The sequence below is a fragment of the Methyloversatilis thermotolerans genome, assembly GCF_000372885.1.
GTDB lineage: Bacteria > Pseudomonadota > Gammaproteobacteria > Burkholderiales > Rhodocyclaceae > Methyloversatilis > Methyloversatilis thermotolerans.
On sequence record NZ_KB889967.1, the window covers coordinates 2422551 to 2438400 of the forward strand.

The 15850-nt window shown below is 65.5% G+C and carries 12 protein-coding genes; 5 read left to right on the forward strand and 7 right to left on the reverse strand.

The genetic code is table 11. The features are described 5' to 3' along the window. Positions 1-10: 10 nt before the first annotated feature. The 6 genes from A3Q7_RS0110725 to A3Q7_RS0110750 all read right to left on the reverse strand — a co-directional run bounded on the left by A3Q7_RS0110725 (position 11) and on the right by A3Q7_RS0110750 (position 6703). Complete coding sequence (locus A3Q7_RS0110725) at positions 11-880, reverse strand: flagellar brake protein (protein ID WP_018411876.1); 870 nt, start codon at positions 878-880, stop codon at positions 11-13. Between the two features lie 217 nt (positions 881-1097). Continuing rightward, positions 1098-2834, reverse strand: a complete 1737-nt coding sequence (locus A3Q7_RS0110730) for a PQQ-dependent dehydrogenase, methanol/ethanol family (protein ID WP_018411877.1) — start codon at positions 2832-2834, stop codon at positions 1098-1100. Positions 2835-2892: 58 nt separating this feature from the next. Continuing rightward, a complete protein-coding gene (locus A3Q7_RS0110735; protein ID WP_018411878.1) occupies positions 2893-3480 on the reverse strand; it encodes a QcrA and Rieske domain-containing protein in 588 nt (195 codons plus the stop codon). 342 nt (positions 3481-3822) lie between these two features. Continuing rightward, positions 3823-5268, reverse strand: coding sequence for a LutB/LldF family L-lactate oxidation iron-sulfur protein (locus A3Q7_RS0110740; protein WP_018411879.1), 1446 nt, complete (start codon positions 5266-5268; stop codon positions 3823-3825). Next, positions 5265-5942: a LutC/YkgG family protein gene (locus A3Q7_RS0110745; RefSeq protein WP_018411880.1), complete on the reverse strand. Its 678-nt coding sequence runs from the start codon at positions 5940-5942 to the stop codon at positions 5265-5267. The genes A3Q7_RS0110740 and A3Q7_RS0110745 overlap by 4 nt, the downstream gene beginning before the upstream one ends. After that, positions 5939-6703, reverse strand: a complete 765-nt coding sequence (locus tag A3Q7_RS0110750) for a (Fe-S)-binding protein (protein ID WP_026224710.1) — start codon at positions 6701-6703, stop codon at positions 5939-5941. Before A3Q7_RS0110750 ends, A3Q7_RS0110745 begins: the two co-directional genes overlap by 4 nt. A 118-nt stretch (positions 6704-6821) precedes the next feature. Here A3Q7_RS0110750 and A3Q7_RS19775 point away from each other — a divergent pair, with 118 nt between their 5' ends. Further along, complete coding sequence (locus A3Q7_RS19775; RefSeq protein ID WP_018411882.1) at positions 6822-7556, forward strand: FadR/GntR family transcriptional regulator; 735 nt, start codon at positions 6822-6824, stop codon at positions 7554-7556. Here A3Q7_RS19775 and A3Q7_RS0110760 read toward each other — a convergent pair. Further along, positions 7520-9454, reverse strand: a complete 1935-nt coding sequence (locus A3Q7_RS0110760) for a sigma-54-dependent Fis family transcriptional regulator (RefSeq protein ID WP_018411883.1) — start codon at positions 9452-9454, stop codon at positions 7520-7522. The two genes, A3Q7_RS19775 and A3Q7_RS0110760, sit on opposite strands and share 37 nt — an antisense overlap. Before the next feature lie 372 nt (positions 9455-9826). Here A3Q7_RS0110760 and A3Q7_RS0110765 point away from each other — a divergent pair, with 372 nt between their 5' ends. The 4 genes from A3Q7_RS0110765 to aceE all read left to right on the forward strand — a co-directional run bounded on the left by A3Q7_RS0110765 (position 9827) and on the right by aceE (position 15718). Further along, positions 9827-10675: a transporter gene (locus A3Q7_RS0110765; protein WP_018411884.1), complete on the forward strand. Its 849-nt coding sequence runs from the start codon at positions 9827-9829 to the stop codon at positions 10673-10675. Between the two features lie 50 nt (positions 10676-10725). Then, positions 10726-11193 carry a DUF1097 domain-containing protein gene (locus tag A3Q7_RS0110770; RefSeq protein ID WP_018411885.1) on the forward strand — a complete coding sequence of 156 codons (468 nt, stop codon included), beginning with the start codon at positions 10726-10728 and terminating at the stop codon, positions 11191-11193. 28 nt (positions 11194-11221) lie between these two features. Then, positions 11222-12655 carry an aldehyde dehydrogenase gene (aldA, locus tag A3Q7_RS0110775; RefSeq protein WP_026224711.1) on the forward strand — a complete coding sequence of 478 codons (1434 nt, stop codon included), beginning with the start codon at positions 11222-11224 and terminating at the stop codon, positions 12653-12655. 387 nt (positions 12656-13042) lie between these two features. Next, positions 13043-15718 carry a pyruvate dehydrogenase (acetyl-transferring), homodimeric type gene (gene aceE, locus A3Q7_RS0110780; RefSeq protein WP_018411887.1) on the forward strand — a complete coding sequence of 892 codons (2676 nt, stop codon included), beginning with the start codon at positions 13043-13045 and terminating at the stop codon, positions 15716-15718. Positions 15719-15850 lie beyond the last annotated feature (132 nt).

Consider the following 15850-nt stretch of genomic DNA (forward strand, 5'->3'; position numbering starts at 1 on the left):
CGGCCCGGAATCAGGCGACTTCGCTGGCTTCGATGAGCTTCTGATAGACGAAGGCGGTCAGCGCAAGCCGGTCACTTTCGGGCACCTCGGAGAACTCAAGCCCGTGATTGACCATGGATGCCGCGCCATTCGCCTCCTGTGCCGGTTGCACCGAACGTATCAGCGCACGCACCGACACGAACTGGTCGATGTCATCGAACTTGAGCCGGAACTTGAGCTGGATCTCGTCCCCTTGTGCCCCCAGCGCATCGCGGCACGAGAACAGCGCACCGCCTTTGCTGATGTCGATCAGCGAACCGGCATGCGTGGCGCCATACATGTCGGTCAGCGAGGCAATCAGGCGGATCGACGCACGCTGCGCCCGCCTCACCTTCATGCCGCGCACTTTGGGCGGATAGGTCAGATGCAGGTAGGGGAATGGTGTGCTGGACATCTTGAGCACGGTGGCCGGAAACGCATATACGCTCTTGCCGGAGAAAAAACGCACGACGTAGGCGGTGCCCGGCTTCACCAGCACGTAGCCCTCGCCGACCGTAGGTGCGCTCACCATCACGCTGCGGCCGGTTGCATGGCCGAGCAGCCGCACCGTATGTCGTTGACCGGCTTCAGCCGCCGGTTGCAACTGCACCGCGTCGCCGATCTGCATGCGGATGCGTTCCAGATCGAGCAGTATGCCGTCGCGATCGGGCACGGCATCGGCGGCATGGCTCGGGCTGTTGGCAGCGGGCTCGCGATAGAGCCCGCGGGCGCTCAGCGCATCCACCTGCTCCACGGTCTGCAGGATGACGCCTGCGGGAAGCAGCAGTTGCTTCCCGCTGTCGAACAGCGGGAAGGGCAGCGGTTTGCCGAGCTGTACGTCGGTCTTGCGGACGGGAATCATGATCTGCGATCACCGTAATGGATCAAACAGACAAGGGCCGCAGCGGCTGCATGCCACGGGAACGGGCGGTTCAATGCTCGCACCATCGTCGTTCGCCGGGGAAACTTGATGGCCTTGTCGCCAGGAACACGAAATTCTGCACACTTGCCGGAACCCTGTGCGACGGCCGGGCCCGGAAAAAGGCGCAGCCGCGCCTGCGGCGGCTGCGCCCTCATGCTCACTCGTCGAGTGCGAACACCCAGACCGAGCCACCTTCAGGCACCGATTTCTCCCAACCCGCCTGATCGTGCATCTTGCCCTGGATCCACGCGGCATCGACCCCCCAGCCGGACACCACGGCAATGTACTGCTTGCCGTCGATCCTGAAGGTAGTGGGCGGCGAAATGATGCCGGACGGCGTCGGGAACTCCCACAGCAGCTTGCCGCTCTTCGCGTCGTAGGCGCGGAAATGGCGGTCATTGGTCCCGCCCGCGAACAGCAGGTCGCCTGCGGTGGTCAGGATGGACCCCCAGTTCCACGAACGGGCATAGGTCTCACGCCAGACCTCCTTGCCGCCATCCACGCTCCAGGCCTGGATGCCACCGATGTATTTCGCATTCTTGTCGACATGCAGGTTCAGTTCGGTGATTTCCACCCCGGCCGACCACTGCCCCGGAATGCGCTCCTGTACCTTGCCGGTGAGCGTCATGCAGTGGTTGTCGTTGAATGGCACGTAGAGCATGCCGGTCTTCGGGTTGTACGCCTCGTACGGCCAGTCCTTGCCGCCCCACAGGCTGGGACAATAGGTGGCCGTCTTGCCGGTACCCGGCTTGTGCGTCTCGTCGTAGCTCGGCCGGCCGGTCTTGGGATCGACGCTGGTGAAGACGTTCTGCTTCACGTAGGGGGTCGATTTGCGGTACGTGATGCCGCCATTGGCGTCGCGATCCAGCCAGTACATGTAGCCATTGCGCTGCGCACTGATGAGGCCGGGCACCTTCTTGCCGTCTCGATTGAACTCGACGAGCGTCGGGGCGTTCATGCCGGCCCAGTCCCAGGAATCGTTCCAGTGGTACTGGAAATGCCCCTTGATGGCGCCGCTGTCCGGATTGAGCGACAGCACCGACGTGAGGTAGAGGTTGTCGCCGGGACGCTGGTCACCCGGCCACGGCGCGCCATTTCCCACACCCCAGTACAGCACGTCGCTCTTCGCGTCGTAGTTGCCGGGCATCCACATGGTGCCGCCGCCGTTCTTCCAGGCGTCCTTCCAGCGTCCGTCCTTGGGCCAGGTTTCCGAACCCGGTTCGCCCGGTGCAGGCACGCTGTAGCGTGTCCATTCCTCCTTGCCGGTTTCCGCGTCGAAGGCCTTGAGGAAACCGCGCACGCCGAACTCGCCGCCGGACGGACCGACGATCACCTTGCCCTTCACCACCAGGGGTGCCGAGGTGATGTAGGCGCTTTCGTTCTGCCAGTCGCACACCGTGGCCTCCCACACCTTGTTGCCGGTCTTGGCATCGAGCGCGGTGAGCACGCAGTCGAGACCAGCGACATAGACCTTGTCGTTCCACAGCGCCACGCCACGGTTGGTCACGTGCAGCGCTCCGAAGCCTTCAGGCAGCTCGCGCTTGTAGCGCCACAGCAGTTCGCCGGTCTTGGCGTTGAACGCCAGCACCTGGTTGCGCGGGGTGGCCACGAACATCATGCCGCTGTTGACGATGGCGGGCGCCTCGTGACCGGACGTCATGCCGGTGGCCGCACTCCACACCGGCCGCAGCTTCTTGACGTTTTTCGTGTTGATCTGGTCCAGCGCACTGTAGCTCCAGCCCTGGTAGTTGCCCTTGGTCATGAGCCAGTTGTCGGGCTCCGGATTGACCAGCCGCTCGTGGGTAACCGGCTTGTAGGGGCCGGGGGCCGCAGCGGATGCGAGGGCCGGCGCGAACGCGAGGCCGAGCGCGGTGACCGAAAGCAGGGTCTTCATGGGATTCTCCTTCCTTGATGTTGTCGATTGTTTTAGTGCGTGGACGCGGCACACGTCCTTACTGCTGCGGCGGCCCCAGCGGGCCGGAAAAACCGGCCGCCGCCACGATGTCGCCATCCACCGCCTTGAGCGGCAGGACGGCCAGTCGACGAGTTGCCGGCCCGACGACGTTCTCTCCGTTGTTGCCCGCATCGAATGTGGATCCGTGGCAGTTGCACACCAGCTTGCCGCCGCTCGCATGCAACTGCGTGATCGGGCATCCGTAATGGGTACAGATGGCCGAATAGGCCACGACGCCCTCGGCCGCGTTCGCCTGCATGCCGGCGGCGATGTCCTTGGGATCGAGCCGGACCAGCAGCAGCAGATTGGTACGCGCGCCATCGCGGACGGTGCCGCTCGCCGCATCCACGGGATAGGCGAGAGTCGGCGCATCACCTACCTTCAGATCGGCCGGCTTGATCGGCTCGCCCTTGCGGTCGCCGGTCATGAATACGAAGCGGTCGCCGGTTTGCGGCCTGACTGTGCGCGGGTTGACGTCGGCCTCGACGGTCGGCGCGAAGGGGGCAACTGCGAGCGCAAGCGCGCCGGTCACGATGGCGCGCCGGCACTCGCAGGTTGTGTGTTGTTCCAGGTGGTCTGCTGCCACGGATATCCTCCTCAGTGGGTGCTGTGCTTCACCGGACCGTGCGACATCGCATGCGCGCATCTACCGGCACCGATGCCCGGCCCGCCGCGCATACGGCGGCCAGGCGTCGGGATGACTACAGCGATTTGCATGCCACGCCGAATCCGGATGCGCGCGTTGTCGTCAAACGTCGTCCAGACGCGGAATTCCCGCCCGGAGAAATACGTGGGCATGTACCGGCGGCAAGGAGTCGGGGGGAGTCATGCTGAGAAATCTCAGGCGGCTGAGATGGCGTCTCACGCCGCTGCGACGGCGCACCATGCGCCCCCGGGGGTGCGGCGCCGGCACCCCCGGGGAATGAAGCTATTCGGCCTGCCCGCGTGCGCGCAGCAGATCGTGCAGGCTGCGCCGGGCCGGGACGAGTGGCGCCCGATGTCTCGTCCAGCCCATCTGGCGCTGCGGCGTGAAGCGACGCAACCGCGTCGCGCACCACCGGAAAATCCGGTAACGCGCCGGACTGGCGAAAATGCCTCGCCAGAAACCCCATACCAGGCGGGCGCCTGCGCTGTGAGCCGCGCCCTGTCCACGCAGCGGATGGGCCGTTACCGCGTCGGGAGCACGTTGCGCCTCGTTGCGCAGGCGCAGCAGCAGATCGGGGATCGGTATGCGTACCGGACAGACCTCGGCACAGGCGCCGCACAATGTGGACGCCGTCGGCAGATCGCGACTCGCGTCCAGCCCGAGCAGGTGCGGCGACAGAATCTGGCCGATCGGCCCCGGATAGGTGGTGCCGTAAGCATGACCGCCCACCCGGGCATAGACCGGGCAGTGGTTCATGCACGCGCCGCAGCGTATGCACTGCAAGGTCGCGCGCAACTGTTCGTCGGCATAGGCCTGGCTGCGACCGTTGTCGAGAAGCACCACATGCATCTGCTGCGGTCCGTCCTGCTCTCCGGCCCGGCGCGGACCGGTCAAAAGGTTGAAGTAGGTAGTGACCGGCTGGCCGGTTGCCGAGCGCGGCAGCAGGCTGGCCAGCGGCACCGCATGTTCGAGCGTTGCCACCACCTTCTCGATGCCCATCATCGCAATGTGAATGCGCGGCACCGTCGTGCTCATGCGGCCGTTGCCCTCATTCTCGACGAGCCACAGTGTGCCGGTTTCGGCAATCGCGAAATTGACGCCTGACACGCCGATATCGGCGTCCATGAAACGCTGGCGCAGGGCCCGCCGGCCGGTGCGGATCAGTGCATCCACATCGTCGGTGTAAGGGGTATCCGGCAGCGTGCGCTCGAACAGCTCGCCGATGTCCTGGCGTGTCTTGTGGATGGCCGGCATGACGATGTGGGAGGGTCTCTCGCCGGCGAGCTGGACGATGAACTCACCCATGTCGGACTCGATGCAGTCTATCCCTTGCGCCTGCAGTGCATGGTTCAGCTCGACCTCCTCGCTCACCATGGACTTGCCCTTGATGACACGCGACGCACCGGCATCGCGCGCGATGTCGAGCACGATGCGGCATGCCTCGTCCGGGGTGTCCGCCCAATGCACGTGTACCCCGAGCTGCTGCAACCGCGACTCGAAGGTCTCCAGCAACTCGGGCAAGCGGGACAGCGCATGTCGCCGCACCTCGGCGCCGATGTCGCGCAGCGCCTCGAGTTCCTCCGCGTCGGGAAACTGCGCCGCCCGCTTGTCACGCAGGAAGCGCATCGCACCGCGGAAATTCTCGCGCAGCCGCGCGTCGCCGAGCGCCTCACCGACGCGCGAACGGAACTGAGTCGGTGACACGAAATGCAGAGGCTGAGTTTTCATCGTTCACCTTCAATCTCGATGTCGTCGACCACGGACACGATGAGCTCGCACGGCCCGTGTGCGCCATAGGCAAGGACCTGCTGGATGTCCGCGGTGCGTGTGGGACTGGACACCAGCACGCGATTCGATGTCGCGCATTCGTGCCATCGGAACCTTTGTGCGACCTCGTACAGCGAGCCGTGGACGCGCGACGTCGTGATGCGCAGGACGCTGATGGGCGGAATCAGGGACAGCGAACGCGGACACGCCGCGCCATGTTCGAGCACCAGCGCCCCGATGTCGGCGACGGCGGCCTGCGCGTCCACGAAACCGGCCGTTACCGATTCGAACATGTCCTGCTTCCAGGACTCGTACGCACCCTCCAGACTGATCACGTGCATCACATCCTGCAGCGCCTCTGCGAGCGGCAGTGCAGCGGACTGACTCCGGCTCAGGGCGAGGCTGCGGACCCCCTTGTGCAGCAGACGTTCGCGCAGATCGTCCACCCAGCTCGACGGAGAGCTGCGCAGCACTTCGGCCCGCGCGGCCGACAACCTTGCGCACAACTGTTCCACCCTCTCGGCGATGCCGCATTCGCGGGCGTGACAGGCGTGGAAGGCGGCCAGATCGGGGGCTGCAAGCGTCTGCGCGCCAGCGCCGCGCAGACGCGCCAGAATGCGTTCGCGCGCGCTCATGCCTTCCGCTCCACGCGACGACGCACGAAGGAAGCGATGTGCTCGCCCTGGAGCGCACACCCCCGCTTCTTCGCGGCGTGGCCGATATTGAGCAGGCAACCACCGTCAGCGGTCACGAAGTGCGACGCATTGGCCTGCAGACTGGCCACCTTGTCCTGCACCATGGCGCCCGATATGTCGTCGTGCCGCAGCGAGAAGGTGCCGCCGAACCCGCAGCACTCCACCTCGTTCTCGTGCGTGCTCACCCGCACGCCCGGCAGCGCGCCGAGAAGCTCCAGCGCATGTGCCCGCGTGCCCATTTCGCGGCGCGCGCTGCACGATGTATGCAGTCCAATATCGATCGGCGGTCCGGCGCAGTCGCGAAAGTCGACCTTGAGCACTTCGACCAGGAATTCGCTCAGTTCGAACACCCGGGTCGCCAGCTCTTCGGCTTGCGCGACCCGCGCGGCCTCGCCATCGAACAGGCGTGGCCAGTGCAGGCGCATCATGCCGGCACAAGAACCGGATGGCACGACAACCGGCCACGGCTGCCGGAACAGATCGAGCTGCGCCCGCGCAACTGCCCTCGCCTGAACGGGATTACCGCTGGTATAGGCAGGTTGTCCGCAGCAGCTCTGCGCCCGCGGAAAATGCACACGCTGACCTTCGCGTTCGAGCAGATGCACGGCATCCAGGCCGGCCTCGGGAAGGAACAGATCGACCAGGCAGGTCGCGAACAGATACACGTGGCCGCACGGGGCCGGATAGACGCGCCGTTGCATGATTCGCTTCCGATGTCGTTGAACGGACGCCGATCATCGAGCCGCATGGAAACCGGGCAAAATTGGTCTGACCAATATTTCCGGGCGCCGGTCGGGCGTCCTCTCCCGGAGCGTTTCGATGCGACACAGCACAGCCGAATGGATCGAGCGACAGATCGAATCGATGTTGATGGATGGCCGGTTCCCGGCCTCGTCCCGCCTGCCGGCGGAACGCGCGCTTTCAGTCCTTCTCGGCGTATCCCGCAGCGCGCTGCGCGAAGCGCTGCAACGGCTTGCCGCGCGCGGGCTGATACAGGCGCGTCAGGGCAGCGGCGTCTATGTCACCGACACACTGCACGGCGGATCCGGCTCGCCCTGGCATCAGTTGCTGTCCGCCCACGCCCACCTCGGACACGACATGCTGGAATTCCGGCAGACACTTGAGGTTGCAGCGGCCGAGCTGGCCGCCGAACGGGCCACGCGCGCGGATCTCGCGCGCATCGCGGCGCTGGTGAAGCAACTGGAACAGGCACGCCGGAATGACGACGAGGATGCCGAGACCGCGCTCGATGTCGACTTCCACCACGCCATCGCCGACGCCGCGCACAATGCGATGTTCAGTTATCTGCAGGCCAATTTCGTCGCGATGCATCGCGAGCACATTGCCGACAACCAGGCCGGTCTGCGTCACGGCGATGCCCGTGTCGCCGACGCACTGTGGCGGCAACACCAGGCGGTATGGCAGGCAATACGCGACGGCGACGCGAAACAGGCCGGGCGACGCATGCGCGCCCACATCCTGTTCGTGCGCCGGCGCCTGTCGCAACAGGGCTCAGGTCAGCCCGCCGCACCGCGTCCGCGACCGAGCCCGTAACGCGCCATCCTGCGGTAGAAGGTGGCGCGCGGAATACCGGCACGCTGGGCCGCCTCGGTCGCCCGCCACCCGGTCGCCTCCAGTGCTTCGAGCATGCGCCGGCGCTCATCCGCCTCATCCTCGGGCAGATCCGTTTCGGTACGCGCCCTCCGCGAAGGCGCCACAAGGGCGGACACGATGGCCTCCGGCAGATGTTCCCGCGTCATGCGATCCGCATCGCACACCGCGACCGCATAGCGCAGCGCATTGCGCAGTTGCCGGATGTTGCCGGGCCAATGATAGGCGGCGAGGTCGTCCACCAGGGATTCTTCCGGCACGATATCCCGCCCGGCTGCAGCGCACTCTTCGCCGAACACATGCAGGATGACCTCGCGTCTGTCGGTGCGCTCGCGCAAAGGTGGCAAGCGGAAGGTGGCCGCATTCAGTCGATAGAACAGATCTTCGCGGAACCGGCCTTCGGCCACCAGCTGCTCAAGATCCCTGTGGGTGGCGCAGATGACATGGAGATCCACCTTCTCCGGTGCGCCACCGCCCAGCGGCAGGACCTCGCCTTCCGCCAGCACCCGCAACAGCCGGGTCTGCAACTGCAGCGGCATGTCACCGATTTCGTCAAGGAACAGCGTGCCGCCGCTGGCCATCTGGACCTTGCCCGTCTCTCCGCGGGACTTGGCGCCTGTGAAGGCCCCTTCGCGATAGCCGAACAGTTCGCTTTCAATCAGATTCTCCGGAATCGCCGCACAGTTCAGCGCAACGAAGGCCTTGTCCCGGCGCTGGCTCTGCGCGTGAATCGCCTGTGCGAAGGCCTCCTTGCCCGAGCCCGTCTCGCCGAGCAGAAGTATGGGCAAGCGACAATCGACCACCCGCCGGAGTCGATGGATGTCGGCGCGCAGACGCGAATCGGCGATCATCAACGAGGCGAAGTCGCGGCTTCGGGGTCGGCTGATGCGCTGCTGCACCCGCCGTTCCGGGGTGCGCACGATGCAGTTGAGGAAGCGGCCACTCGCCAGTTGCCGCAGTTCCACCGGGCGCCCCGGCTGATCGTGCGCACGCAACAGCAACTCGTCGGCGCCGGGATCGAACAGGTGATCGAATGCCAGCGGCAGTCGGGCATGACCATCGAGCAATTCGAGCGACGCCTGGAAGTTGGAAGCCACGACGCGCCCTCGTTCATCGAGCGCAAGCAGACAGGTATGCTCAGGATCGATACCGCGTCCGGCACCGGTGATCTGCAGTGTCCACAGGTGGCGATGCGCTTCGATGAAATAGGCGTTCTCGATCAAGCGGGCGTTCTGCGACACGAGCTGGAACACCATGGACTGGCTGCGCCGGTCGTCCGGTGCCGCCAGGGCCGACGCATTGATCACCGCCATGACGCGATTGTCCGGGCCGAATACCGGCGCGGCACTGCAGGTGATGCCTATGTTGTAGGCGCGGAAATGTTCGTCCTTGTGCACGAGGATGGGCACCCTGTCCACCAGGGTCGTACCGACGCCGCATGTACCTTCGTCGCGCTCCGACCAGCAGGCACCGAGGCGGAAACCGCGCGAACGGAACTCGTGCTCCAGGGTAGGCTGACCGTGGTAGTCCACGGTCGTGCCATCGGCATCGGTCATCAGCACGCAATAGCCGGCCTCGCGGATCTGGGCGTGCAGCCGCGCGGTGCCGATGCGCGCGAGTTGCAGGAAGGGCTCGATGCGCTCGCTGCATTCGCGGACTTCGGCCGCACCGAGGATGCGTGGCGAAGAAGGCATCTCGGGGTCGATGCCGTACTGCTCTATCGAACGGCGCCACGATTCGGCGATGCGGGCATTCGCGGCCATCTGCAGATCGGGCTGCCCGCCACCGGCCAGCGCGGCGATGCGCCGGACGTGCCGCGAGAACTGCTCACCATGGCTCATGGCGTCTCCTCCTGTCATGTCCTGCCTGATCCGTGCGGACCGGGAACATCTTTGTTTTGAACAGCCAGTGTAGGCGAGTGATGGCCGGCGCTTCAAGGTGTGAAATTCCCGCCGCGCCGAGCCTCGCGCGTTCGCCGGGCGCACGACAGCGCATTCTCAGGACCGCTGATACGCCGTCTCAATCCGGCTGAGAAATCTCAGATCCGGGGTGTTTCGGAACGCGCCGACGCATCCGGCCGCGCGCGCATCGACATGCGCGAAAGCCGCGTCCGCACAGGGCGCACGGCGAATGACGGCACCGCTCACGGCGGTTCTGGCACAGCACTGGCTATCACCCCTCTGCCTGACAACCACAACAGGGGGAGAAGATTCATGAACAGGTACCTGAAACACGCGGCCGCCGCCTCGGCTTGCGCACTGCTGAGTCCGCTCGCCGCGGCGCAGACCACCTTCGATGTCATCGGACCGCACGAGTACGACCTGCCGGTCGGCTTCGACCAGCCGTTCAATGTGTTCGTACAGTACGCGACCGTGCAGCGCGACAGCCGCGTGTTCGACAACAGCGGCGACCGGCGTGATGGCAGCAGCGCGCAGCGCATCACCGGCCTGTCCAAGTACGTGCGCTTCTGGACGCCCGAATCGAACCGCAACATCGGGCTGGCCTTCGAAGTCATCCAGCCGGTATCGGCCCTGCGCGACCGCGATGCGGCCGACCTGGACTCGCGACACATCAGCGGCTTCGGCGACACCATCACCGGTGCGGCCATCTGGTACAAGCCGACGCCGGGATCGACGCTCGGTTTCCAGACCTTCCTCCAGGTGCCCATTGGCGACAAGGACGTCAGCGACACCAACTGGAAGAATCTGTCCAGCCTGCTCTGGTATCTGCCGCTGAGCGAACGCATAGGCTGGACCGGAGACCTCGGCTTCGTCGCGCAGAGCCGCAAGGACGACGGCAACCGGCCCGGCATGCTGTGGCATACCAACAACCGTTTCGGCTATCGCGTCAACGACTGGATCGAGCCCTTCGTCGGCGTCGACTACGAACGCATTTCCGGTCGCAATGGCGCGAACGACTCTTGGGGTCTCGATGGCTCCGCCGGCGTGATGTTCCATTACTACGGCAACCAGTCGATCGCCATACGTTACTCGCACGGCATGTCCGGCGAGAACCGCCCGGTAAACAACAGCATCAACGTCAAGTACGCCTACAGCTGGTAAGCACTCGTGAGGCGTGCCCCGGGCACGCCTCCATGAATTCGGGAGGACTCATGAAACTACTGCACGCGCTCGCACTGAGCATTGCACTGCTGGTTGCGGCCTGGGTCGGTCTGAGCATCGGCCTGCCGACACTGCAGCTCAACCCCTGGATAGGCTTTGTCGCATGGGCGACCTTCTTTGCCGCAGGAGGTGGCCGCGAAGCGCTCCTCAAGGCGGGCTGGGCGGCGCTGGCCGGGGTCGTGCTGACCGCCTGCACGATGTACGCGGTGGGGCTGGCGGGTGGAGGACTCGGCGCGCTGGCGCTGCTGGTCGCGCTGCTCGCGTTCGTGCTGGTGGCGATGGCCGAATTCCCCGCCCTGGCCTACACCCCGGCTGCATTTCTCGGTGCGGCAACCTATTTCGGCGCGACCGGCGACACCTTCGACAAGGCGCTGTTCGTCGTGCTGACCTGGCTGGCCGGACTGGCCTTCGGCTTCATGTCGGAGTCTTTCGGCAAGCGCATGACACGCGCCACCTGATTTTGCTGACCCAAGGAGGAGATACCGCATGACTACGCACATGAACTACATCGACGGACATTTCGCCCCATCCTCAGGGCCGCGCATCGAGGTGTACAACCCGGCCACGCACGCCCTGCTCGACACCGTGCCCGAGGCGGACGCGGACACCGTCGAGCGCGCGATCGCGGCCGCCCGGCGCGCGCAGCCCGCCTGGGCACGCCTGCCCGCCATCCAGCGCGCCGGCTGGCTGCGCCGGATTGCCAGCGCCTTGCGCGACATTCGCGAAGACATGGCGCGCACGCTGACCCTCGAACAGGGCAAGACGCTCGGTCTGGCGCGTGTCGAGGTCGACTTCACCGCCGACTATCTGGACTACATGGCCGAGTGGGCGCGCCGCATAGAGGGCGAGGTACTGTCCAGCGACCGTCCGGGAGAGAGCATCTTCCTGCTGCGCAAGCCGGTCGGCGTGGTGGCCGGCATCCTGCCGTGGAACTTCCCGCTCTTCCTGATCGCCCGCAAGATGGCACCGGCACTGGTAACCGGCAATACCATCGTGATCAAGCCAAGCGAGGAAACGCCGCTCAATGCCTTCATGTTCGCGCACCTGGTGCATGGATCCGATCTGCCGCGCGGCGTGTTCAATCTGGTCGGGGGCCGCGGCAGCACCACGGGCTCTGCACTCAGCGGCAGCGACGCCATCGACATGGTGAGCTTCACCGGCAGCGTCGCCACCGGCACCCGCATCATGCAGGCGGCTGCGGCCAACCTGACGCGGGTGAACCTGGAACTCGGCGGCAAGGCGCCCGCCATCGTGCTGGCCGACGCCGATCTCGACCTGGCGGCCAGCGCCATCACGGCGTCGCGCGTCATCAATACCGGACAGGTCTGCAACTGCGCCGAGCGCGTCTATGTGCAGCGTTCGGCAGCAGACGAATTCATCACCCGGCTGACCGCGCGCATGGCGGCGACTCGTTATGGCGACCCGGTGGCGGAACCGGATGTCGATATGGGGCCGCTGGTGAACAAGGCGGGGCTGGACAAGGTTGCGGCCATGGTCGAACAGGCGCGCAAGGATGGTGCGCAGGTGGTGCTGGGAGGCCGCGTGGCCGACCGAGCGAGCGGATTCCACTACGAACCCACGGTACTGATCAATTGCCGTGCCGACATGGACATCATGCGCAACGAGATATTCGGTCCGGTACTGCCGATACAGCTGGTCGACGATCTCGACGAAGCCGTTTCCCTGGCGAATGCCTCCGACTACGGGCTCACTTCGTCGCTGTACACGCGGGACCTCGCGGCGGCCATGCGCGCGATCCGCGATCTGCAGTTTGGCGAAACCTATATCAATCGCGAGAACTTCGAAGCGATGCAGGGCTTTCACGCCGGCCGGCGCAAGTCGGGCATAGGCGGAGCAGACGGCAAGCACGGGCTGTACGAGTACACGGAAACCCACGTGGCCTACATACAGCACGGCTGACGCGAGGGACGCAGCGATCCTGTGTCCCTCCTTGCCGGCGCATTGCGATGCGCCTCCTCGGTTGCGGGCGATTCCTCACGGGGTTGCCCGCTTTTTTTCGGGGATTCACGCCCGTTTCGGTTATCCACCACTGGCGGTCGCCCCGGGGGCTGTCCATAATTGCGGCACGCTGGCGCGGGCGATCCCCGCGCCCGGCGAAGCCACGGCAGCCACCCGCTGCCGATCCAGAGCTGTCGGTACTTGCATCACCCATGCGCAGACGGATAAAGGCGCCTCGGACGGACGACCGGCCGGCACGCCCAAGCCAGCGGACAGGCATTCGCCTGCCACCTGTGCCGCGGTGTGTCATGCACGACGGTTCGACCAAAAAAGAGGAGAAACCCTGGAATGTCTGCACTACCCAATCCCCTGCTTGCATCGGACCCGGACGCGGTCGAAACCCAGGAATGGCTGGACGCGCTGGAGGGCGTGATCGAGCACGCCGGCGAGCAGCGGGCCCACTACCTGATCGAGCGGCTGACCGAGCTGGCGCGCCGCGCCGGCATCAACATCCCCTACTCGGCCTCCACCGCATACATCAACACGATTCCGGCCGGCAAGCAGGCAGCCGCTCCGGGCGACTACGAAATCGAGCACCGCATCCGCAGCTATATCCGCTGGAATGCGATGGCCATGGTGCTGCGGGCGAACAAGGACACCAATGTCGGCGGTCACATCGCCAGCTTCGCCTCCAGCGCCACCCTTTACGACGTAGGCTTCAACTGGTTCTGGCATGCGCCCAGTCCGACCCACGGCGGCGACCTCGTGTTTTTCCAGGGACATTCCGCGCCCGGCATCTATGCCCGCGCCTTCCTGCTCGGACGGCTGAGCGAGGCGCAACTGGACAGTTTCCGGCAGGAGGTGGGCGGCAAGGGTCTGTCGAGCTATCCGCATCCCTGGCTCATGCCTGATTTCTGGCAGTTCCCGACGGTATCCATGGGACTGGGGCCGCTGCAGGCCATCTACCAGGCCCGCTTCATGAAGTATCTGCAGGACCGCGGTCTGGCCAATACCGAGGGCCGCAAGGTGTGGTGCTTCATCGGTGACGGCGAGACCGACGAACCGGAAACGCTGGGCGAGATCGCGATGGCGGCGCGCGAGAAGCTCGACAACCTGGTATTCGTCGTGAACTGCAATCTGCAGCGCCTGGATGGCCCGGTGCGCGGCAATGGCAAGATCATCCAGGAACTGGAAGGCGACTTCCGGGGGGCGGGCTGGAATGTGATCAAGCTGCTGTGGGGCGGCTACTGGGATTCGCTGCTCGCCCAGGACAGGACCGGCCTGCTTGCCCAGCGCATGATGGAAGTGATAGACGGCGAATACCAGACCATGAAGGCGCGCGATGGCGCCTACGTGCGCGAGCACTTCTTCGGCAAGTACCCGGAGCTGGCGGCCATGGTCGCCAACTGGAGCAATGACGACATCTTCCGGCTGAACCGCGGCGGCCACGATCCGCACAAGGTGTATGCCGCCTACCACTCCGCGGTCAATCACAGCGGTCAGCCCACCGTCATCCTGGCCAAGACCATCAAGGGCTATGGCATGGGTGGCTCAGGCGAGGCGCAGAACATATCCCACCAGCAGAAAAAGGTCGATCTGGAATCGCTGCGCGAATTCCGCGACCGCTTCGACCTGCCGATCAAGGACAGCGAACTGGAATCGCTGCCCTACCTCAAGTTCGACGAAGGTTCGAAGGAACTGAACTACATGCGCGAGCGGCGCATGGCACTCGGGGGCTACCTGCCGCAGCGCCGCATGAAGGCCGATCCACTGGAGGTGCCGCCGCTGTCGGCCTTCGACGCACTGCTCAAGGCCTCGGGCGACGGCCGGGAGCTGTCCACCACCATGGCCTTCGTGCGCATCATGAACATCCTGCTGCGCGACCCGCATGTGGGCAAGCGGGTGGTGCCCATCGTGCCGGACGAATCGCGCACCTTCGGCATGGAAGGCATGTTCCGCCAGATCGGCATCTGGAACCAGGAAGGCCAGAAGTACGTGCCGCAGGACGCCGACCAGCTCATGTTCTACAAGGAGTCCAAGACCGGCCAGATCCTGCAGGAGGGCATCAACGAAGCGGGCGCGATGAGTGACTGGATCGCCGCCGCCACCGCCTACTCGGTGCATGGGGTGGCGACCATCCCGATCTACATCTTCTATTCGATGTTCGGTTTCCAGCGCATCGGCGACCTGGCCTGGGCGGCCGGCGACCAGCGTGCGCGCGGCTTCCTGGTCGGCGGTACCGCCGGGCGCACCACGCTGAACGGCGAGGGCCTGCAGCACGAGGACGGCCACTCCCACCTGTGGTCGGGCGCGGTACCGAACTGCATCAGCTACGACCCCACGTTCTCCTACGAGGTGGCGGTCCTCGTGCAGGATGGACTGCGCCGCATGATGGCCAACCAGGAGGACATCTACTACTACCTGACAGTGATGAACGAGAACTACGAGCACCCGGCAATGCCGGAAGGTGCCGAAGCCGACATCCTGAAGGGCATGTACCTGTTCCGCCGCGGCGCCGCGTCGAACGGCCCGCGCGCGCAGTTGCTGGGCAGCGGCACCATCTTCCGCGAAGTGATCGCCGCCGCCGAATTGCTGAAGAACGACTGGGGCGTGGAATCGGATCTGTGGTCCTGCCCGAGCTTCACCGAACTGGCGAGGAATGGCGCCGACTGCTCGCGCTGGAACCTGCTCAATCCTCTGGCGGCAGCACGCGCCTCGCACGTGGAGAACTGCCTGCGCGAAACACGAGGACCGGTGATCGCCGCCACCGACTACGTGCGCCTGTTCGCCGACCAGATCCGAGCCTGGGTGCCGCGCCGCTATGTGGTGCTCGGCACCGACGGCTTTGGCCGTTCGGACACGCGCGAGGCGCTGCGTGCGCATTTCGAGGTGGACCGGCACTGGGTGACGGTGGCGGCGCTGAAGGCGCTGGCCGACGACGGAGCGCTGGACCGGACGAAGGTGGCGGAAGCCATCGCGCGCTACGGTCTGGACGTGACCAAACCGAACCCGCTCTACGTCTGAGTCGGAAGACGCACGCCGCGGATTGACGCCGACAGGTCCGGAGAACACGGACCGGATGCCCTCGCGCTTCCGGTCCGCAACGATCCGCGAGCCCGGTGTCAATGTCCGGCGAGCTTTCGAGAAACCACGCCG

Coding starts and splice junctions, on each gene's coding strand:
- A3Q7_RS0110725 (WP_018411876.1), bottom strand. CDS start 880: ATGATTCCCGTCCGCAAGACCGACGTACAGCTCGGCAAACCGCTGCCC.
- A3Q7_RS0110730 (WP_018411877.1), bottom strand. CDS start 2,834: ATGAAGACCCTGCTTTCGGTCACCGCGCTCGGCCTCGCGTTCGCGCCG.
- A3Q7_RS0110740 (WP_018411879.1), bottom strand. CDS start 5,268: ATGAAAACTCAGCCTCTGCATTTCGTGTCACCGACTCAGTTCCGTTCG.
- A3Q7_RS0110745 (WP_018411880.1), bottom strand. CDS start 5,942: ATGAGCGCGCGCGAACGCATTCTGGCGCGTCTGCGCGGCGCTGGCGCG.
- A3Q7_RS0110750 (WP_026224710.1), bottom strand. CDS start 6,703: ATGCAACGGCGCGTCTATCCGGCCCCGTGCGGCCACGTGTATCTGTTC.
- A3Q7_RS19775 (WP_018411882.1), top strand. CDS start 6,822: ATGCGACACAGCACAGCCGAATGGATCGAGCGACAGATCGAATCGATG.
- A3Q7_RS0110760 (WP_018411883.1), bottom strand. CDS start 9,454: ATGAGCCATGGTGAGCAGTTCTCGCGGCACGTCCGGCGCATCGCCGCG.
- A3Q7_RS0110765 (WP_018411884.1), top strand. CDS start 9,827: ATGAACAGGTACCTGAAACACGCGGCCGCCGCCTCGGCTTGCGCACTG.
- A3Q7_RS0110770 (WP_018411885.1), top strand. CDS start 10,726: ATGAAACTACTGCACGCGCTCGCACTGAGCATTGCACTGCTGGTTGCG.
- aldA (WP_026224711.1), top strand. CDS start 11,222: ATGACTACGCACATGAACTACATCGACGGACATTTCGCCCCATCCTCA.
- aceE (WP_018411887.1), top strand. CDS start 13,043: ATGTCTGCACTACCCAATCCCCTGCTTGCATCGGACCCGGACGCGGTC.